The sequence below is a fragment of the Streptomyces sp. NPDC031379 genome (assembly GCF_055569615.1).
In genome coordinates this window covers 97,940-116,893 of record NZ_JBVIIT010000031.1, presented here as the reverse complement: position 1 = coordinate 116,893, position 18,954 = coordinate 97,940, and the positions used below count along the sequence as shown (strand labels likewise).

Here is an 18,954-nt window from a genome sequence, read left to right as displayed (position 1 = left end):
CCCCCCCCCCCCCCCCCCCCCCCCCCCCCCCCCCCCCCCCCCCCCCCCCCCCCCCCCCCCCCCCCCCCCCCCCCCCCCCCCCCCCCCCCCCCGCCTCCCCGTCACCGACGCTACGGCCGCGCACCCGCGTACCGCCTCCGCCCCCGGGCTGAACTGCCCTACCGCCACGGGAGGCCGCCGCCCGGCTCCTGCAACTTCCGCGGTACCGCGTCCGGTTGACTCCCGGGCCCGGCCCCGGGCGTTACCCTGCGGCGATGCGACCGAGGATCCCCCGCCCGCTCGTCGTGGACACGCTGATCGCGGTCGCCATGGCCGTGGTCGCCGTGCTGCTCGGGCAGGAGTCGCGGTCGCAGGGCTGGCCGGAACTCGACGCGCGCGCCTATGCGCTGGTCGCCCTCGCCCATCTGCCGGTGGCCCTGCGCGGCCGCCGGCCCGTCGCCGTCTTCGCCGTCGTCGAGGCGGCCGCCGTCGGCTACATCACCCTCGGCTACTGGCCCGTGGTGTGCACCTTCGGCTCCATGCTCGCGCTGTACACGGTGGCCTCCGTCCGCCCGGTGCGCACCGCCCTGGTCTGCGCGGCCTGCATGACCGCCGTGTGGGCCTACGCCGGCGTGGTCAGCCACAGCCCGTCCATGGCCTCCGTGCTGGGAAGGCGCTGCTGTACTGCTCGGTGCTGGTCTGGTTCGGGCACCTGGCCCGCCGGTCCGCCGAACTCACCCGGCGGCTGCGCGCCGAGCAGGCCGAGCGGGCCCGGCGCGCGGTCGCCGAGGAACGCGGCCGGATCGCCCGCGAACTGCACGACGTCGTCGCCCACCACATGTCGGTGATCTCCGTACAGGCGGGCCTCGCCCGGTTCGTCTTCGACTCCGCCCCCGCCACGGCGCGCGGCGCGCTCGGCACCATCGCGGACACCAGCGGCGAGGCACTGGAGGAGTTGCGGCGCATGCTCCAGGTGCTGCGCGAGGAGGACCTCGAGGCGCCCGGACGCGCCCCCATGCCCACCCTGGCCCGGCTCGGCGAACTCCTCGACCGGGTCCGGGCCGGCGGTCTGCCCGTGGACCTCGCCGTCGAGGGCACCGAGCGCCCGTTGCCGCCCGGCGTCGAACTGTGCGCCTACCGCGTGGTCCAGGAGGCCCTCACCAACGCCCTCAAGCACGCGGGTCCGGCACGGGCGCGGGTGGAACTCCGCTACGGAGCCCACGACCTGACCGTCCGGGTCACCGACGACGGAGAGGGGACGAATCCGGCCAGAGTACCGGCGGGCGGCGGACACGGCTTGATTGGCATGCGCGAACGGGCCAAGCTCTACGGCGGGACGATCAGGGTCGGCCCACGCTCCGGGGGCGGCTACGAGGTCCGGCTGACCCTGCCCACCTCGGCGGCCGAGCGCAGCCGCGGGGGCGCGCCGGAGGGGGAGCGGTAGACGCACGGCGGGGGGACGACCGGACGGCATGACCAGAGTGCTCGTCGTCGACGACCAGTTCCTCATCCGCGCCGGACTCGTGGGCCTGCTCGACGCCGCGCCGGGCTTCGAGGTGGTGGGGGAGGCGGCGGACGGCGAGGAGGCCGTACGGCTCGCCGCCGAGACCCGACCCGATGTGATCCTCATGGACATCCGGATGCCCGGCCTCAACGGCATCGAGGCCACCGGACGCATCCTCGCCCAGGCCGCCGACCGCCCGCCCCGGGTGCTGGTGCTGACCACCTTCGACCTGGACGAGTACGTGTACGGGGCGCTGCGTGCCGGAGCCTGCGGATTCCTGCTCAAGGACTCCGGGCCCGAACGGCTGCTCGCCGCGGTCACCGCGGTCGACGGCGGCGACGCGCTGTTCGCGCCCAGCGTCACCCGGCGCCTGGTGGAGGCGTTCGCCCGCCAGCAGGCCCCCGCCCCGGACGGTACGCCCGCGGCCGACCTCGGTGTGCTCACCTCACGCGAGGTGGAGGTCCTCAAGCTCACCGCCCGCGGTCTGTCCAACGGGGAGATCGCCGACCGCCTCTACATCAGCGAGGCCACCGTCAAGACCCATCTCAACCGCACGATGACGAAGCTCGATCTGGGCAGCAGGGCCCAGGCGGTGGTGCTGGCGTACGAGACGGGACTGGTGACCCCGGGCGGCTGAGGCCGGCGACCCGTCCCCTCCCCCGAGCAGGGACGGGCCGCCGCCCGGGATCAGCCTTCCGCCCGTGAACTCCCCGTTCAATGCCTGTCCCCGCGCTGTGGCACGGAAGTGACCGTTCCGCTACGGTGTCCGCGCGCACGCCACTTGTGTCGTTCCGGTGTCGACGTATTGACAGTTCGGGATACGTTACGAAGACCCCGTAGCACCGGGTGCATCGCCGAGGCGGCTCATGCTCCTGTGCGCCCCCACTCCGGGAACTGGGATCCTTAGGCAGCGCATCCCTGTGGGTAGCCAGCACGGGTACCGGAACGCGGGGGCGGACCAGGGGGGCCGTGCGCGAGACCAACAGCACCGACCGGGGGGAAGAGGGGGAAACGATGCCTCGCTGGAAAGACCTGCCCGAGGATCTTGACCCGCAGATCAAGGAGTTCACCAGCCAGTTGCGGCGGCTCGTGGACCGCAGCGGCCTGAGCATCGCGGCGCTGGCCGACCGCACGGGCTACAGCAAGACGTCCTGGGAGCGTTACCTGGGCGGCCGGCTGCTCGCGCCCAAGGGCGCGATCGTCGCGCTCGCCGAGGTCACCGGCACCAGCCCCGTCCACCTCACCACCGTGTGGGAGCTGGCCGAACGCGCCTGGAGCCGGGCGGAGATGCGGCACGACCGCACGATGGAGGCGATCCGGATCTCCCAGGCGCGGGCCGCGCTCGGGGAGTTCGGGGCGGCCGAGGCGACCGGCGGGCCGTCCGCCCGCAAGAACGGCGGCACCACCGTGACCCCGGGCATCGCCGGACCCGCGGGTGTCTCCCCGACGATCCCCGCCCAGCCCACGGCCCCCGACGCCGACGCCCGGGAGAGCGCCGAGCGCGGCACCGGCCCGGACCGCCAGGGCCCGGCCGGGCCGGGGACGGCGGGTGAGGACGGAGGCGGTTCCGCCCCGGGCGGCGGGAACTCCTGGAACGTGGCCGGGCGTGAGGGCACGGGACGCGGTCCGGCCGCCGGTGACGACGTCCAGGACGCGACCGGCCCGGCGGACGGCCCGAACTCCTGGGGTCTGGCCGGGTACCGCGGCCCCTCGCCGACGAGCGCCCGCCCCGGTACGCGGCCCCCGGCCCGGCCGGACGGCCCCGCCCGGACCCCGGAGGCCCCGAGCCCCTACGCCGCTCAGCCCGCCGCTCCCCGGCCGGGACCGGCGGCCGCGGGGCCGGCCGCCAAGGGGTCGGCGGGCCGGCAGCGGCTGACGATGTTCGTCGCGGGTCTGGTCGGCGTGCTCGTCGTCATCGCCGCGGTCTTCTTCTTCACCAACCGGGGCGGCGGCGACAAGAACGAGGGTGCGGCCAAGTCGCCCTCCCCGACCGTCGGCACCCGCACGAGCCTGCCTCCCGGGGTGAAGTGCTCCGGCTCCGCCTGCAACGGCAAGGACGCCGAGGCCATGGGATGCAGCGGTGACCTGGTGACCACCGCCAAGTCCGCCACCGTCGGCACCACCAACCTGGAGGTGCGCTACAGCAAGACCTGCGGCACGGCCTGGGGCCGTATCACCGGAGGGACGCAGGGCGACAAGGTGCAGGTGTCCTCGGGCAAGGTCCGGCAGACGGGGGACATCACCGCCGTCGGGGACGCCATCGCGTACACCCCGATGGTCGCCGTGAAGGACGCGGCGGAGGCCAAGGCCTGCGCGATCCTGGCGTCCGGCCGCACGGGCTGCACCCAGTGACACCGAAGACCGACTGAGGGGCCTGCGCGGCGACGTCGGCGCGGCCGGCCGACGGGCCTGCGGGGCGGCGTCGGCGAAGGCCTGGCTGACAGGTCTGCGGGGCGGTGGGGGCGACTGCCGACGGGGCTGCGGGGTGGTGCCGGGGATCGCCGGCCGGCGGGCAGCGAGGCGGCGACGGCGCGGTCGGCCGGCGGGCCTGCGGGGGATGTCGGCGAAGGCCCGGCCGACGGTGGCCGATGGGCTTGTGGGGCGGTGTCGGGGGACGTCGGCCGACGGGGCGCCGGGCGGTGGGGGTGGGGTGGTTGTGTGCTGTGGGGGCGGCGGGTGCGCGCCGGGCAGGGGTGGGAATTTCGCGGCGACGTGCATGGCCGTCCCGATCCTGGGCAGGCGAACGGTACCCCCACGGGAGTCCGGCGAGCCGGTCCCCCCACCGGCGGCCGCCTCCGTCCCTCCTCTCCCGGACGGGCGGCCGCCTTTTCGTACCCGTCCCGACCTCGCCGACGCGGCGATACGTCCCTGGTGATCCCCTTGTGGGGTGAGCCACACGACCCCTGACGTCCCGCATGCCGGATGCGCGATAGCCTGACCGCTGGATCTCTCTTGATGCCAAGAGATCGATCATCCGCCCGGGGCAGGGACGCCCCACCGCCAGCTGTCATACGGAGAACGCCATGACCCGCACTCCCGTGAACGTCACCGTCACCGGCGCGGCCGGCCAGATCGGTTACGCCCTGCTCTTCCGCATCGCCTCCGGCCAGCTGCTCGGCGCGGACGTGCCGGTCAAGCTGCGCCTCCTGGAGATCACCCCGGCGCTCAAGGCCGCCGAGGGCACGGCCATGGAGCTGGACGACTGCGCCTTCCCGCTGCTCCAGGGCATCGAGATCACCGACGACCCGAACGTGGCCTTCGACGGCGCCAACGTAGCCCTGTTGGTGGGCGCCCGCCCGCGCACCAAGGGCATGGAGCGCGGTGACCTGCTGGAGGCCAACGGCGGCATCTTCAAGCCGCAGGGCAAGGCCATCAACGACCACGCCGCGGACGACATCAAGGTCCTCGTCGTCGGCAACCCGGCCAACACCAACGCGCTCATCGCGCAGGCCGCCGCGCCGGACGTCCCGGCCGAGCGCTTCACCGCGATGACCCGCCTGGACCACAACCGCGCGCTGACCCAGCTGGCGAAGAAGACGGGCTCCACGGTCGCCGACATCAAGCGTCTGACGATCTGGGGCAACCACTCCGCCACCCAGTACCCGGACATCTTCCACGCCACGGTCGCCGGCAAGAACGCCGCCGAGGTCGTGAACGACGAGAAGTGGCTGGCCGACGACTTCATCCCGACCGTCGCCAAGCGCGGTGCCGCGATCATCGAGGCCCGCGGTGCCTCGTCGGCCGCCTCCGCCGCCAACGCCGCCATCGACCACGTGTACACCTGGGTCAACGGCACCGCCGAGGGCAACTGGACCTCCATGGGCATCCCGTCGGACGGCTCCTACGGCGTCCCGGAGGGCCTGATCTCCTCCTTCCCGGTCACCACCAAGGACGGCAAGTACGAGATCGTCCAGGGCCTGGACATCAACGAGTTCTCCCGCACCCGCATCGACGCCTCCGTCCAGGAGCTGGCGGAGGAGCGCGAGGCGGTCCGCGCCCTGGGCCTCATCTGACACTGCCTCCGGCGATTGCGCCGAGCGCCTGCGTGGGCCCCGTTCCGGTTCTCGGAGCGGGGCCCGCGCGTGTTCCGGCCGACGCGTGTTCCGGCCGCGGTCAGGGACGTCCCGCGCCCGCGGGCACCCGCTGCTTCCCGGACGCGGCCGTACGGCCCCGGACGCCGCCCCCGTAGCCGGCCACCACGAGCGCCGTCGCCGCCAGCACCACCAGCGCGACCGTGCGCAGGGCCGGGCCCATGCCGTGGGCGAGGTCGGTGTGGGAGGAGAGCACGGTGCCGGTGACCGCGATGCCCAGGGCGGCGCCGGTCTCCCGGGCGGTGGTGCCGAGGCCGGAGCCGAGGCCCGCCTGGTGGGCGGGGAGCGAGGTCACCACGCCCAGGGTCAGCGGGGGCATGGACATCCCGGTGCCGGCCGAGATCACCAGCAGCCAGCCGACGTACGCCCCGTAGGGGGTGCCCGCGTCGGCCGTGGACGCACCGAGCAGGCCGAGGCCGATCAGGGCCAGTCCGGTGCCGACGACGGCACGGGGGCGGCTCGTCCAGCGGGCGGGCAGCTTCTGCGCGGCCGCCATCCCGACGGGCAGCGGCAGGATCGCGACGCCGGTGGCGGCCACGCCGAAGCCCTTGATCTCCTGGAGGTACTGGGAGTTGACGAAGAAGAGGGCGAACAGGCCGAAGAAGCCGGTGGCCGTGCCGAGGGAGGCCGCCCGCAGCCGGGCGGAGCGGAAGACCCGCGGGTCGAACAGCGGGGCGGGGGAGTGCAGGGCGTGCCCGGTGAAGCCCGCGATCAGCAGCGCGCCCGCGGCGAAGGCGCCGAGGATGCGCGTGGAGGTCCAGCCGAAGGACGGGCCCTCGATGATGCCGAACAGGACGGCGACCAGGCCGGCGGTCAGCAGCAGGGCGCCGAGCGGGTCGGGGTTGCTCCGCGCGGAGCGTTCGGTACGCGGGGTGGTGAGCGCGACGGCGACGGCCAGCAGGATCGCGAGCGGGACCATCACCGCGAACAGGGCCCGCCAGCCGAGGAACTGGCAGGCCAGCCCACCGCCCAGGTTGCCCGCCGCGCCGCCGAGGCCGAGGGCGAGCGTCCAGGCGGTCATCGAGCGGGCGCGGTGCTCGGGAGCGGACAGCTGCATCAGGATCGACAGGGTGGCCGGGGTGATCAGGGCGGCGCCGGCGCCGGACAGGCCCCGGCCCGCGATCAGGGCGGCCGGGCCGGTGGCGAGTGCGCTGGTGGCGGCACCCGCCGCGAACAGCCCGAGCCCGGCGAGCAGGGCGCCCTTGCGGCCGTACCGGTCGCCGAGCGCACCGGCCGGGACGAGCAGCCCCGCGAAGACGATGACGTAGGCGTCCACCGTCCACAGGACCTCGGTGGGCGAGGGGTGCAGGCCGGACGAACTCAGTTGCGGGATGAGCAGGTTGACGGCGGCGACCATGCTCTGGGCGACCAGGACGCAGGCGCACAGCGCAAGCAGGGTGGGGCGTTTCAGGGCGTGCGCGGGCACGGCTCCTCCCGGGGAGTGGCGGCGGTGGTGTGGGTTGCGCCCTCACCGTAGGCTCGCCTGAGACCTGCTTTCCAGTGCAACCTTCGCAAGGGATACCTGCACATGACGCAATCCACCGGGCTGGACCTGAATCTGCTGGTCGCGCTGGACGTGCTGCTGGAAGAACAGAGCGTGCAGGGCGCCGCCCGCCGGCTGCACCTGTCCGAGCCGGCGATGAGCCGTACGCTCGGCCGGATCCGCAAGGCGCTCGGCGACCCGGTGCTGGTGCGCGCCGGACGCCGGATGGTGCCGACCCCGCACGCCCTGGCCGTGCGCGCCGAGGTGAGCGCGGTGGTGGAGCGGGCCAGGGCCCTGTTCGCACCGGGCCGGGACACCGACCTGCGCACGGTGACCCGGACCTTCACGATCCTCGGCCACGACACGACCGCCGCCACCCATGGCGCCGCCCTGTTCGCCCGCGCCGCCCGCGAGGCGCCCGGCATCCGCCTGCGCTTCCTGCCCGAGGGCCACGTGGACACCCCGTTCCTGCGCCAGGGCACCGCCGACCTGGAGGTCGGGGTGATCGACACGATCGCGCCGGAGGTGCACAGGGAGACGGTGTACGAGGACCGCATGCTGGGTGCCGTACGGGCCGGACACCCGCTGCTCAGCGGGGAGCTGACGCCCGAGCGGTTCGCCGGGGAGGCGGGTCATCTCATCGTCTCCCGGCGCGGCAGGCAGCACGGGCCGATCGACCACGCCCTGGCCGAACTCGGCCTCGAGCGCCGGGTGGTGGGCAGCGTCGGCACCTATCCGGCCTCGCTGTTCGTGCTGCGCGACACCGACCTGATCGGACTGGTCACCTCCTACGGCCGCCCGATGGCCGACACCCTCGGCCTCGTCACCTTCGAGATCCCCCTGCGTCTCCCGTCGGTCGAGGTGGGGTTGGCCTGGCACCCGCGCCATGACGCCGACCCCGCCCACGCCTGGCTGCGCGGCTGCGTACGGGAGTTGATGGCCCCGGGGTCAGTCGCCGGCTAGCCGCTTCTCGAACCAGTGGCTGGCGTAGACGTTGTCGTCGTAGCAGGGGATCTCGGTGTATCCGCACGCCCGGTACATCGCCTGGGCCTCGGTGAGCACGGCGTGCGTGTCCAGGCGTACGACCTCCAGGCCGCGCGCCCGCGCCTGCTGCTCCAGACCCTCCAGCAGCCGCCGCGCCAGCCCCAGCCGGCGGGCCCGCGGGTGCACCCACACATGCCGGATCTCGCCGACCCCCGGCTCCAGCCGGCGCAGCGCGCCGCAGCCGACGGCCTGTCCTTCCTCGTACGCCACCAGGAAGGCACCGGCGTCCCCGGTGACCTCCTCGGGCCGGACCAGGGCCGCCTCGTCGAAGCCCTCGGGGAAGCGTGCGTCGATGTCCGCCGCGTAGGCGCCCAGGCAGTCCCGCGCGTCCGCCGAGGCGCCGTCGGCGAGTCGCACGGTGATCGACGCCAGCCGCAGCAGCCGCTGCGTGGTGGTCATCGCCCCGGTCAGCTCGGCCCGCTGGGCGGGGCTGAGGCCCTCGAGGAGGCCGGCGGCGAGGGTGTCGGCCCGGCGGTGCTGCTCGGCGACCTCGGCGCGGCCGGCCGGGGTCAGTTCGATCATCCGCAGCCGGTTGTCGTGCGCGGGCACCCCGACCCGGACCATGCCCTGCGCCTCCAGCGCCTTCGCCATGCGGCTGAGGTAACCGGCGTCCAGTCCGAGCCGGCTCCGCAGCTCGCGCAGGGAGACGCCCTCGCCGATCTCGAACAGCAGCCGGGCCTCGCCGAGCGGCCGGTCCTGCCCGAGGTAGCGCTCGTCCAGCGCGCCGACGCGGCGCGTGAAGTACCGGTTGAAGCGGCGCAGGACGGCCACGTCCTCCGCCGGGACCGGCAGGACGGTTCTTTGACTGTCGTCAAAGGACTCCATTCCTCGACTGTAGTCAGAGGACACCGCGGCCGTCCACGGGTGCGGCGGGCTTCCGGCCCCGTGGGTCAGCCGGTGAGCAGTTCCTCCAGCAGCTTGTGGACGTCCACGGACTCGCGCGCGGACGGGGTCGCGGAGGGGACCGGCTCGTCGTAGTCGGTGAAGGTCAGGCTCTGGTCGGTGCCGCCGCCCGTGCGGGTGGCCTCGACCAGGCGGTGCGGGGCGGCCGCGGTGACGTACAGGACCACCTTCCTGCCGTCCTTCGTGCCGTTCAGCGGGATCACCTTCGTGCCCTGGCGTGCCGTCTCCTCGCCCTTGGTCAAGGTGGCGTCAGGGGGCGAGTGGGTGGCGGCCTGCCGCTGGAACGCGCTCAGGTCGCAGGTGTCGGCCATGCCGCCCAGCAACGTGCCGTGTGTGGAGCCGTGGATGTAACGGTCCTTGAAGATCTCGGCGACGGCCTCGCCCTGACGGCCGGGCAGCTGCGCCTTCCAGAACGTGGTGTCCGGCTTCAGCCACACCTCGTCGCCCCGCTTGATCAGTTCGACGCTGCCGCCGCCCGCGCTCATCACCAGTCTGCCCGTGCAGTTGCCGTCCCGGTCCAGGGCCAGGCTGACCGAGGCCGGGACGGTCCGGTCGGTGTGCGCGGTGCGGTCCGTGAACGTCAGGCGCACCGAGCGGGCCTCGAGGAGGTGGTCGCGGGCCTCGTCCGCCAGGGCACGGGCACTCGGCTCGCCGTCGTCGGCGCGGGCGGCCGCGGCGGCGTCGGTGGGGGCGGTCGCGAGGGCCTCGGTGGGCACAGCGGCCGGGAGCAGGAGCGCCGCGGTGATGCCTGCCGCCGCACAGAACACCGATCGTCCGGCCATCACGCACCTCCGAACACCCCTGCCCACCCTACTTTTGTCCCTTTTCGACCGCATTTTCAGTGACGCGGCGCACTTTCGGCCATCGATTGCGCATGCGATCCGCGGGCCTGGGGCAGGCGGCCACGGTCCCCGAGCGTGACACCCATGTGACACAGGGGCACGGAACAGGAACGGAAGGCAACACCGATCATGGCGGACAGAACGGAACGACAGGCCCAGGCGACCATCCACGCGGGGGGCGAGTGGCTGGTGGCGATCTCCGGCGCGACACGCGAGATCCTCGACCCCGCGGACGCCCGGCCGTTCGCCGTGGTCGCCGAGGGTGACGAGAAGGACGCGGAGCGGGCGGTCACCGCCGCCCGGGAGGCGTTCGACCACGGCCCCTGGCCCGGCACCCCGGTCGCCGAACGCGCCGCCCTGCTGCGCCGCGTCGCCGACCTCCTCGTGCGCGACCGCGAGGAACTCGGCCTGCTGGAGAGCCGGGACGCGGGCAAGACCGTCGAGGAGGGCCGCGTCGACATCGACTGCGTCGCCGACGCCTTCCGCTACTTCGCCGACCTGGTGGCCGCCGAGGCCCCGGGCCGGGTCGTCGACGCCGGCTCACCCGACATCCACAGCGTCGTCGTGCACGAGCCGGTCGGCGTCTGCGCGCTGATCACGCCCTGGAACTACCCCCTCCTCCAGGCCAGCTGGAAGATCGCGCCCGCCCTCGCGGCCGGCAACACCTTCGTGGTCAAGCCCAGCGAGATCACCCCGCTGACCACCGTCGCGCTGATCGGGCTGCTCGCGGAGGCCGGGCTGCCCGCCGGAGTGGCGAACATCGTCACCGGCCCCGGCCACACCGTCGGCGCCCGGCTCGCCGACCACCCCGACGTCGACCTGGTCTCCTTTACCGGTGGCCTGGTCAGCGGCACCAAGGTCGCCCAGGCCGCCGCCCCGACCGTGAAGAAGGTCGCCCTCGAACTCGGCGGCAAGAACCCCAACGTGGTCTTCGCCGACGCCTGCGCCACCGACGAGGACTTCGACACCGCCGTCGACCAGGCCCTCAACGCCGCCTTCATCCACAGCGGCCAGGTCTGCTCGGCGGGTGCCCGCCTCATCGTCGAGGAGTCGGTCCGGGACCGCTTCGTCGCCGAACTCGCCCGCCGCGCACGGCAGATCAGGCTCGGCCGCGGCACCGAGGACGGCGTCGAGTGCGGCCCGCTCGTCTCCGAGCAGCAGCGCGCCAAGGTCGAGGCGTACGTCGCCTCCGCGCTGGCCGAGGGCGCGGTGCTGCGCTGCGGCGGCAAGCGGCCGGAGCCGTCACCGCAGAGGCCCGAGTCGGGCTACTTCTACGAGCCGACGGTGCTCGACGCCTGCCACCGCGAGATGAAGGTCGTACGGGAGGAGGTCTTCGGCCCCGTCCTCACCGTCGAGACCTTCCGCACCGAGGAGGAGGCCGTCCTCCTCGCCAACGACACCGAGTACGGCCTCGCCGGCGCCGTCTGGACCACCGACCCCGGCAAGGCCCGCCGCGTCGCCGGGCGGCTGCGCCACGGCACCGTGTGGATCAACGACTTCCACCCCTACCTCCCGCAGGCGGAGTGGGGCGGTTTCGGCAAGAGCGGCACCGGCCGCGAGCTGGGACCCGCCGGGCTCGCCGAGTACCGCGAGAGCAAGCACATCTACCAGAACCTCGCGCCCAGGCCGGTGCGCTGGTTCGCCGGCTGAGCCCGCGTCCCCCACCGGCCGCCCGTCCCCCACCGGCCGCCCGTCCCACCTGGAGCACGAACCCCCATGTCCCACACCCCACACGTCTACGACTACGTCGTCATCGGCGGTGGCACCGCAGGCTCCGTCATCGCCTCCCGCCTCACCGAGAACCCGGACGTCACCGTCGCCGTCATCGAGGGCGGCCCGAGCGACGTCGGCCGCGACGACGTCCTCACCCTGCGCCGCTGGATGGGCCTGCTCGGCGGCGAACTCGACTACGACTACCCGACCACCGAACAGCCCCGCGGCAACTCCCACATCCGGCACAGCCGCGCCCGCGTCCTCGGCGGCTGCTCCTCCCACAACACCCTCATCTCCTTCAAGCCCCTGCCCTCCGACTGGGACGAGTGGGAGGAGGCCGGCGCCAAGGGCTGGGGCGCCGTCCCCATGGAGGCCTACTTCGCCCGCCTGAAGAACAACATCGTCTCCGTCGACGAGAAGGACCGGAACGCCATCGCCCGGGACTTCGTCGACTCCGCCCGGTCGGCACTCGGAGTACCCCGGGTCGAGGGGTTCAACCGCAAGCCGTTCACCGAGGGCGTCGGCTTCTTCGACCTCGCCTACCACCCGGAGAACAACAAGCGTTCCTCCGCCTCCGTGGCCTACCTGCACCCGGTGCTGGACGAGCGCCCCAACCTGCACGTCCTCCTGGAGACGTGGGCGTACCGGCTGGAGCTGGACGGCGCCCGCGCCGAGGGTGTGCACGTCCGCACCAAGGACGGCGAGGAACTGCTCGTACGCGCCCGCAACGAGGTCGTCCTGTGCGCGGGCGCCGTCGACTCCCCCCGTCTGCTGCTGCACTCCGGCATCGGCCCCCGGGGGGACCTCGAGGCCCTCGGCATCCCGGTCGTGCACGACCTGCCGGGCGTCGGCGAGAACCTGCTCGACCACCCCGAGTCGGTGATCGTCTGGGAGACCCACGGCCCGATCCCGGAGAACTCCGCGATGGACTCCGACGCGGGCCTGTTCGTGCGCCGCGACCCCGAACACGCGGGCCCGGACCTGATGTTCCACTTCTACCAGATCCCGTTCACGGACAACCCGGAGCGACTGGGCTACGAACGGCCCGAGTTCGGCGTCTCGATGACCCCGAACATCCCCAAGCCGAAGAGCCGGGGCCGGCTGTACCTGACCAGCGCCGACCCGTCGGTGAAGCCCGCCCTGGACTTCCGGTACTTCACCGACGAGGACGACTACGACGCCCGGACCCTCGTCGACGGCATCCGTATCGCCCGCGAGATCGCCAAGTCCGAGCCGCTGGCGAGCTGGCTCAAGCGCGAGGTGTGCCCCGGCCCCGAGATCCTCGGTGACGCCGAACTGAGCGAGTACGCCCGCAAGGTCGCGCACACCGTCTACCACCCGGCCGGCACCTGCAAGATGGGCGCCGCCGACGACGAACTGGCCGTGGTCGACCCGGAGCTGCGCGTGCGCGGCCTGGCCGGCATTCGCATCGCCGACGCGTCCGTCTTCCCGACCATGACCGCCGTGAACCCGATGATCGGGGTGCTCATGGTCGGGGAGAAGGCCGTCGACCTGATCGGAGGCGATCCCCGATGAGTCTCACCGTCCCCACCCGCAAGCCGCCCACCACGACCGAGCCCGTCTTCTCGGTGTCCGGCCTGTGGAAGGTCTTCGGCCCGAAGCCCGACCGCGTTCCCGCCGACCCCGAACTCAGCGGCCTGAGCCCCGCGGAACTCCGTTCGCGCACCGGCTGCACCGCCGCCGTGCGGGACGTCTCCTTCGACGTCCGCAAGGGCGAGGTCTTCGTCGTCATGGGCCTGTCGGGCTCCGGCAAGTCCACCCTCGTGCGCTGTCTGACCCGGCTGATCGAGCCGACGGCCGGCACGATCGCCATCGACGGCGAGGACGTCCGCGCCATGGACAGGGCCCGCCTGCGCGAACTGCGCCGGCACCGGGCCGCCATGGTCTTCCAGCACTTCGGCCTGCTCCCGCACCGCACGGTCCTCGACAACGTCGCCTACGGCCTGGAGATCCAGGGCGTCGGCAGGGCCGAGCGGCGCGCACGGGCCGCCGAGGTCGTCGCCAAGGTCGGCCTCGAAGGCATGGAGAAGCGCCGTCCCGGCCAGCTCTCCGGCGGCCAGCGCCAGCGCGTCGGTCTCGCCCGCGCCCTCGCCGTCGACCCCGAGGTGCTGCTCTTCGACGAACCGTTCAGCGCCCTCGACCCGCTCATCCGGCGCGACATGCAGGAAGAGGTGGCCCGCCTGCACCGCGAGGAGGGCCGCACGATGGTCTTCATCACCCACGACCTGAGTGAGGCGCTCAAGCTCGGCGACCGCATCGCCCTGATGCGCGACGGCCAGGTCGTCCAGCTCGGCACCCCCGAGGAGATCGTCGGCTCCCCGGCCGACGACTACGTCCGCGAGTTCGTCCGGGACGTTCCGCGCGAACAGGTGATGACCTGCCGTACGGCCATGCGCCCGCTGCAGCCGCACGACACGGAGACCGGCCCGGCGGTCCGCCCGCAGGCCACGGTCGCGGAGGCCATCGAGGCGGTGGCGCGAGCCGGGGAACCGGCCCGCGTGATGGACGAGGGCCGCTGCCTCGGAGTGGTCGACCACGAGCACCTGCTCGGCTTCGTCGCCGGCGTGGACACCCCGGCCACGGAGGCCGACGCCGCCGCGGCCGAGGGCACCGACGCCGCGGACGCCGAGGGTGCCGAGGCCGCGGACGCCGAGGGTGCGGCCGCCGCGGGCGGTCGTGGCACCGGGGCGGCACCCGTCCCCCGGCAGGCGGCACCCCGCCGGCGCGGGCAAGCGACCCCGCCGAGCCCCCGTACCAGCCCGGAGGCCGTCTGATGGCGACGCTCAGTATCCCGACCTCCGGTACCCCCGAACGCCGCGTCCTGAAGAGCCGCGCCGCGGGCAAACTCCTCCTGCTCGCTCTGGTCGCCGCGGTCCTCGCTCCCTGGGCCGCCACCCACTGGCCCGGCGCCGCCTGGCCCCACGAGCTGACCGTGAGCCTCGACAAGCCCCTCGCCACCGCCAGCGACTGGGTCATCGACAACCGGGACAGCCACCCCCTCTTCCTGTACTTCTTCGGCTACATCAGCAACGCCGTCGTCCTCTCCGTCCGCGCCGTCTACCTCACCCTCCTCGCCGCGGGCTGGACCGGCGTCACGGCGTTCGGCGCACTCGCGGCCTGGCGCCTCGGCGGCCCCCGCCTCGCCCTCGGCACCGCGGCCGCCTTCCTCGCCTGCGGAGCCCTCGGCATGTGGGTCCCGACCATGCAGACCCTCGCGCTCATGGTCGTCGCGGTCCTCGCCTCGGTGGCCGTCGGCGCGCTCCTCGGCCTCGCCGCGGGCCTGTCCGACCGCCTCGACCGCGCCCTGCGCCCGGTCCTGGACACCATGCAGGTGCTCCCGGCCTTCGCCTACCTCCTCCCCGTCGTCCTGGTCTTCGGCATCGGCGTCCCCGCGGCCGTCCTCGCCACCGTCGTGTACGCCGCCCCGCCGATGGCCCGCCTCACCGCGCTCGGCCTGCGCGGCGCCGACCCCGAAGTCCTGGAGGCCGTGGAGTCACTCGGCGCCACCCGCCGCCAGCGGCTGCTGACCGCCCGTATCCCGCTGGCCCGCAAGGAACTCCTCCTCGGCCTCAACCAGACGATCATGATGGCCCTCTCCATGGCCGTCATCGCCTCGGTCATCGGCGCCGGCGGCCTCGGCGACCGCGTCTACCAGGCCCTCGCCTCGGTCGACGTCGGCGCGGCCCTCGCGGCCGGCATCCCGATCGTGCTGCTCGCGGTGGTCCTGGACCGCGTGACCGGAGCCGCCGGGGCGGCAGCCACGCGTTCCCGGACCATCGGCTGGCCGTACGCCCTCGCCGTCACCGTGGCCGTCGCGGTGGCCGCCCGTCTGCTCGGCGCCCTCGACTGGCCCTCCGGCGCCACCCTGGACATCGCCGGACCGGTCAACCGCGCCGTCGACTGGATGACCGCCCACCTCTACTCCGGCGTCCCGGTCATCGGCGGCACCGCGGACTGGGCGGGCCACTTCACCACCTGGGTCCTGGACCCCGTCCGCGACGGCCTGCAGTGGCTGCCCTGGTGGTCGGTGCTGCTCGTCGTCGCCGCGCTCTCCTGGCTGATCGGCACCTGGCGCACCGCCCTGACCGCCGTCCTCGCCATGGCGGCGATCGGGGTGCTCGGGGTGTGGGAGCCGTCCCTCGACACCCTCTCCCAGGTGCTGGCCGCCGTCGCCGTCACCCTCGTCCTGGGCTTCGCGACCGGCATCGCCGCCGCCCGCAGCGACCGTGTCGAACGCGTCCTGCGCCCGGTCCTGGACGTCTGCCAGACCATGCCGCAGTTCGTGTACCTGATCCCGGTCGTCGCCCTGTTCGGCGTCGGCCGCGCCCCCGCCGTCGCCGCGGCCGTCGTCTACGCCCTCCCGGCCGTCGTCCGGATCACCGCGCAGGGTCTGCGCCAGGTCGACCAGGCCGCACTGGAGTCCGCGCGCTCGCTCGGCGCGACCGGCCGCCAGCAGCTGTGGCAGGTCCAGCTCCCGCTCGCCCGGCGCTCGTTGCTGCTCGCCGTCAACCAGGGCGTGGTCCTGGTCCTGGCCGTCGTCATCATCGGCGGCCTGGTCGGCGGCGGAGCCCTCGGCTACGACGTCGCCTTCGGCCTCGCCCAGGGCGATCTGGCCACGGGCCTGGTCGCGGGCGCCGCCATCGTCTGCCTGGGCCTGATGCTCGACCGGGTCACCCAGCCGACCGAACGCCGCGCGAAGAAGGGAGCCTGACATGCGATTCCGTACGACCATCCCGGTCGCCGTCGCGGTCCTGGGCCTGACCACGGGCTGCGGCGCCGCCGACATGACCAAGCAGGCCAGCCCGTTCGCGAACGCCCAGGGCTCGAAGACGGTCACCCTGTCCGTGCAGTCCTGGGTGGGCGCCCAGGCCAACGTGGCCGTCGCCCAGTACATCCTCGAACACAAACTGGGCTACCGCGTCGACACCGTCCAGGTGGACGAGGTGCCGGCCTGGGACGCGCTCAGCCAGGGCCGCGTCGACGCCCTCCTGGAGGACTGGGGCCACCCGGACCAGGAGAAGCGGTACGTCACCGACAAGAAGACGATCCGGCCCGCCGGCGACCTCGGGGTGACCGGCCACATCGGCTGGTACGTCCCCACCTATCTCGTCAAGCAGCACCCGGACATCACGGACTGGAAGAACCTGAACAAGTACGCCTCACTGTTCCGCACCGCGGAGAGCGGCGGCAAGGGCCAGCTGATGGACGGCTCCCCGTCGTACGTCACCAACGACAAGGCGCTGGTGGCGAACCTGAAGCTGAACTACCAGGTCGTCTTCGCCGGTTCCGAGGCGGCGCAGATCACCCAGATCAGGCAGTTCGCCAAGGAGAAGAAGCCCTTCCTGACGTACTGGTACGCGCCCCAATGGCTGTTCAAGAAGGTTCCCATGACGGAGGTGAAGCTGCCGCCGTACAAGGAGGGCTGCGACGCCGACGCCGACAAGGTCGCCTGCGCCTACCCGCACACCCCGCTGCAGAAGTACCTCAACGCCGACTTCGCGAAGTCCGGCGGCAGGGCGGCGGCCTTCCTGAAGAGGTTCAGGTGGACGACGGAGGACCAGAACGAGGTCGCGCTGATGATCGCCGAGCAGAAGCTGAGCCCGCAGGAGGCGGCGCGGAAGTGGGTGGACAGCCACCCCTCCGTGTGGAAGAAGTGGCTGTCCTGAACGGCCCTACGCCGTGAGGCCGTCGGCGATCTCCCGCAGCGCCGCGGCCGCCCTGCGCTGAAGTCCCGGCCCGAACGTGATCCGGGTGGCCCCGAGCCCGCCGAGCGCGGCGGGCGAGGAGCCCTCGCCGTCCGGCCGGGCCAGGGCGTTCAGCGGCCCCTGGATCCCGGCCCGCAGCAGCGGCAGCACGGCGGGCGGGGCGAGGATCGGGTAGATGCAGTCCGCGCCCGCCGCCACGTACAACGCGGCCCGTTCGATGGCCCGTTCGGGATCCCCGTCCCCGTGGATGAAGGTGTCGACGCGGGCGTTGACGAAGAGCCGGTCGGCGGCGGCCGAGCGGACCTCGGCGAGGTACTCGGCGTGCGTGTGCGGGTCCTTGAGGACACCCCCGGGTCCCGAGTCCTCGAGGTTGCAGCCGACGGCACCCGCCTCCAGCAGCCGCTCGACCAGCTCCTTCGCGGCGAGCCCGTAGCCGCCCTCGACGTCCGCCGACACCGGCACGTCCACCGACCGGGTGATCCGGGCGACCGCCGCGAACATCTCGTCGGCCGGGGTGTCCCCGTCCTCGTACCCGAGCGAGGCGGCCACCCCGGCGCTCGGCGTGGCCAGTGCCGGGAACCCGGCCTCCGCGAAGACCCGCGCACTGGCCGCGTCCCAGGGGCCGGGCAGGATCAGCGGGTCGCCCGGGGCGCGCCCCCGGTGCAGGGCGCGGAACTCGTCCACCTTGCTCACGGCTGGTAACCCCCCGGTGGGACGCGACGGCTGACCATCAGGCGGTTCCAGCCGTTGATGACGGTGATCAGGCCGATGAGATGGGCGAGTTCCGCCTCCTCGAAGTGCTTGGCGGCCCGTACGTAGACCTCGTCCGGCACGAAGCCGTCCGTCAGGACGGTGACCGCCTCGGTCAGTGCCAGCGCGGCCCGTTCCCGCTCGCTGTAGAGGTCCTCGGTCTCCTCCCAGGCGTCGAGCAGCTGGACGCGGCCCTCCGACTCCCCGTTGTCCCGGGCCACTCGAAGATGCATGTCCAGGCAGAACGCGCAGTGGTTGAGCTGCGAGGCGCGGATCATCACCAGCTCGGCGAGGGCCGGATCGCCGAGCCCCCGCTTCGCCGCCGCGCTGAGCGCGGACATCGCCCGGCCGACCTCACGGTCCAGCACCTGCGTACGGCTCACTTGTGCTGCCCCGGCTGGTAGTGGCCCGGGGTCATCCGGGTGGTCACGCCGAACCGGTTCCAGGCGTTGATCACCGTGATCGCGGCGATCAGCTGGGCGAGTTCGGCCTCCTCGAAGTGCTTGGCGGCCCGCTCGTAGACCTCGTCCGGCACGAACCCGTCCGTCAGGACGGTGACCGCCTCGGTCAGCTCGATCGCGGCCAGTTCCTTCGCGGTGTAGAAGTGCCGCGACTCCTCCCACGCGCTGAGCTGCACGATCCGCTCGACGCTCTCACCGGCCGCGAGCGCGTCCTTGGTGTGCATGTCGAGGCAGAACGCACAGTGGTTGATCTGCGAGGCCCGGATCTTCACCAGCTCGTACAGCTTCGGGTCCAGCCCCCGCCTGGCGGCGGTGTCCAGGCGGATCATGGCCTTGTAGACCTCGGGTGCGTGCTGGGCCCAGCTCAGCCGCGGGGCCTGCTCGGGTGCGTATGCGTCGGATTCCTGTGCAGTGGTCATGCCCTCGACCCTAGGAGCGAGGCAGCCCAGGAGTATGGT

15 protein-coding genes and 1 pseudogene are annotated in these 18,954 nt (G+C 73.3%); 10 read left to right on the top strand and 6 right to left on the bottom strand.

All coding sequences use genetic code 11. From position 1 onward, the window contains the following. Window positions 1–254 precede the first annotated feature (254 nt). From ACZ5CW_RS35450 to ACZ5CW_RS35435, 4 genes and pseudogenes are all read left to right on the top strand, one after another. Window positions 255–1,423, top strand: a pseudogene (locus tag ACZ5CW_RS35450) (sensor histidine kinase). A 28-nt stretch (window positions 1,424–1,451) separates the two neighbouring features. Then, the gene (locus tag ACZ5CW_RS35445; protein WP_468608848.1) at window positions 1,452–2,120 is read left to right on the top strand and encodes a response regulator; all 669 of its coding nucleotides are present in this window, start codon (window positions 1,452–1,454) and stop codon (window positions 2,118–2,120) included. Window positions 2,121–2,497: 377 nt separating this feature from the next. Further along, window positions 2,498–3,835, top strand: a complete 1,338-nt coding sequence (locus tag ACZ5CW_RS35440) for a helix-turn-helix domain-containing protein (RefSeq protein ID WP_468608846.1) — start codon at window positions 2,498–2,500, stop codon at window positions 3,833–3,835. A 671-nt stretch (window positions 3,836–4,506) separates the two neighbouring features. Then, window positions 4,507–5,496, top strand: coding sequence for a malate dehydrogenase (locus ACZ5CW_RS35435; RefSeq protein ID WP_468608845.1), 990 nt, complete (start codon window positions 4,507–4,509; stop codon window positions 5,494–5,496). A 100-nt stretch (window positions 5,497–5,596) separates the two neighbouring features. Here the strand turns inward: ACZ5CW_RS35435 and ACZ5CW_RS35430 are convergent, their stop codons facing one another. Next, window positions 5,597–7,000 carry an MFS transporter gene (locus tag ACZ5CW_RS35430; protein WP_468608843.1) on the bottom strand — a complete coding sequence of 468 codons (1,404 nt, stop codon included), beginning with the start codon at window positions 6,998–7,000 and terminating at the stop codon, window positions 5,597–5,599. Between the two features lie 102 nt (window positions 7,001–7,102). On the opposite strand from ACZ5CW_RS35430, the gene ACZ5CW_RS35425 reads away from it, so the two are divergent. After that, a complete protein-coding gene (locus ACZ5CW_RS35425) occupies window positions 7,103–8,020 on the top strand; it encodes a LysR family transcriptional regulator (protein WP_468608841.1) in 918 nt (305 codons plus the stop codon). Here the strand turns inward: ACZ5CW_RS35425 and ACZ5CW_RS35420 are convergent. Both ACZ5CW_RS35420 and ACZ5CW_RS35415 read right to left on the bottom strand, forming a co-directional pair. Continuing rightward, window positions 8,006–8,926 (bottom strand): bifunctional helix-turn-helix transcriptional regulator/GNAT family N-acetyltransferase, encoded by a 921-nt coding sequence (locus ACZ5CW_RS35420; protein WP_468608839.1) that lies wholly within the window; start codon window positions 8,924–8,926, stop codon window positions 8,006–8,008. The two genes, ACZ5CW_RS35425 and ACZ5CW_RS35420, sit on opposite strands and share 15 nt — an antisense overlap. Before the next feature lie 65 nt (window positions 8,927–8,991). Continuing rightward, window positions 8,992–9,786: a LolA-like protein gene (locus ACZ5CW_RS35415; RefSeq protein ID WP_468608837.1), complete on the bottom strand. Its 795-nt coding sequence runs from the start codon at window positions 9,784–9,786 to the stop codon at window positions 8,992–8,994. Between the two features lie 189 nt (window positions 9,787–9,975). On the opposite strand from ACZ5CW_RS35415, the gene ACZ5CW_RS35410 reads away from it, so the two are divergent. The 5 genes from ACZ5CW_RS35410 to ACZ5CW_RS35390 all read left to right on the top strand — a co-directional run bounded on the left by ACZ5CW_RS35410 (window position 9,976) and on the right by ACZ5CW_RS35390 (window position 17,246). After that, window positions 9,976–11,496 (top strand): aldehyde dehydrogenase family protein, encoded by a 1,521-nt coding sequence (locus tag ACZ5CW_RS35410; RefSeq protein WP_468608835.1) that lies wholly within the window; start codon window positions 9,976–9,978, stop codon window positions 11,494–11,496. 66 nt (window positions 11,497–11,562) lie between these two features. Further along, window positions 11,563–13,095, top strand: a complete 1,533-nt coding sequence (locus ACZ5CW_RS35405; protein WP_468608833.1) for a GMC family oxidoreductase — start codon at window positions 11,563–11,565, stop codon at window positions 13,093–13,095. Next, window positions 13,092–14,354, top strand: coding sequence for a quaternary amine ABC transporter ATP-binding protein (locus ACZ5CW_RS35400; protein ID WP_468608831.1), 1,263 nt, complete (start codon window positions 13,092–13,094; stop codon window positions 14,352–14,354). The genes ACZ5CW_RS35405 and ACZ5CW_RS35400 overlap by 4 nt, the downstream gene beginning before the upstream one ends. After that, window positions 14,354–16,291: an ABC transporter permease gene (locus ACZ5CW_RS35395; protein WP_468608829.1), complete on the top strand. Its 1,938-nt coding sequence runs from the start codon at window positions 14,354–14,356 to the stop codon at window positions 16,289–16,291. Before ACZ5CW_RS35400 ends, ACZ5CW_RS35395 begins: the two co-directional genes overlap by 1 nt. Before the next feature lies 1 nt (window position 16,292). Next, window positions 16,293–17,246, top strand: a complete 954-nt coding sequence (locus tag ACZ5CW_RS35390) for an ABC transporter substrate-binding protein (RefSeq protein WP_468608827.1) — start codon at window positions 16,293–16,295, stop codon at window positions 17,244–17,246. A 6-nt stretch (window positions 17,247–17,252) separates the two neighbouring features. Here the strand turns inward: ACZ5CW_RS35390 and ACZ5CW_RS35385 are convergent, their stop codons facing one another. From ACZ5CW_RS35385 to ACZ5CW_RS35375, 3 genes are read right to left on the bottom strand one after another with little or no spacing between them, the layout of a single operon-like run. Continuing rightward, a complete protein-coding gene (locus tag ACZ5CW_RS35385) occupies window positions 17,253–17,978 on the bottom strand; it encodes an isocitrate lyase/PEP mutase family protein (protein ID WP_468608825.1) in 726 nt (241 codons plus the stop codon). Then, window positions 17,975–18,418 (bottom strand): carboxymuconolactone decarboxylase family protein, encoded by a 444-nt coding sequence (locus ACZ5CW_RS35380; protein ID WP_468608823.1) that lies wholly within the window; start codon window positions 18,416–18,418, stop codon window positions 17,975–17,977. Before ACZ5CW_RS35380 ends, ACZ5CW_RS35385 begins: the two co-directional genes overlap by 4 nt. After that, complete coding sequence (locus ACZ5CW_RS35375; protein ID WP_468608821.1) at window positions 18,415–18,915, bottom strand: carboxymuconolactone decarboxylase family protein; 501 nt, start codon at window positions 18,913–18,915, stop codon at window positions 18,415–18,417. Before ACZ5CW_RS35375 ends, ACZ5CW_RS35380 begins: the two co-directional genes overlap by 4 nt. Window positions 18,916–18,954 lie beyond the last annotated feature (39 nt).

Excerpts from the sequence above, each read along its gene's own strand:
- ACZ5CW_RS35415 (WP_468608837.1), bottom strand. The coding sequence starts at position 9,786 with ATGGCCGGACGATCGGTGTTCTGTGCGGCGGCAGGCATCACCGCGGCG.
- ACZ5CW_RS35390 (WP_468608827.1), top strand. The coding sequence starts at position 16,293 with ATGCGATTCCGTACGACCATCCCGGTCGCCGTCGCGGTCCTGGGCCTG.
- ACZ5CW_RS35440 (WP_468608846.1), top strand. The coding sequence starts at position 2,498 with ATGCCTCGCTGGAAAGACCTGCCCGAGGATCTTGACCCGCAGATCAAG.
- ACZ5CW_RS35435 (WP_468608845.1), top strand. The coding sequence starts at position 4,507 with ATGACCCGCACTCCCGTGAACGTCACCGTCACCGGCGCGGCCGGCCAG.
- ACZ5CW_RS35395 (WP_468608829.1), top strand. The coding sequence starts at position 14,354 with ATGGCGACGCTCAGTATCCCGACCTCCGGTACCCCCGAACGCCGCGTC.
- ACZ5CW_RS35410 (WP_468608835.1), top strand. The coding sequence starts at position 9,976 with ATGGCGGACAGAACGGAACGACAGGCCCAGGCGACCATCCACGCGGGG.
- ACZ5CW_RS35425 (WP_468608841.1), top strand. The coding sequence starts at position 7,103 with ATGACGCAATCCACCGGGCTGGACCTGAATCTGCTGGTCGCGCTGGAC.
- ACZ5CW_RS35420 (WP_468608839.1), bottom strand. The coding sequence starts at position 8,926 with ATGGAGTCCTTTGACGACAGTCAAAGAACCGTCCTGCCGGTCCCGGCG.
- ACZ5CW_RS35375 (WP_468608821.1), bottom strand. The coding sequence starts at position 18,915 with ATGACCACTGCACAGGAATCCGACGCATACGCACCCGAGCAGGCCCCG.
- ACZ5CW_RS35445 (WP_468608848.1), top strand. The coding sequence starts at position 1,452 with ATGACCAGAGTGCTCGTCGTCGACGACCAGTTCCTCATCCGCGCCGGA.
- ACZ5CW_RS35400 (WP_468608831.1), top strand. The coding sequence starts at position 13,092 with ATGAGTCTCACCGTCCCCACCCGCAAGCCGCCCACCACGACCGAGCCC.
- ACZ5CW_RS35405 (WP_468608833.1), top strand. The coding sequence starts at position 11,563 with ATGTCCCACACCCCACACGTCTACGACTACGTCGTCATCGGCGGTGGC.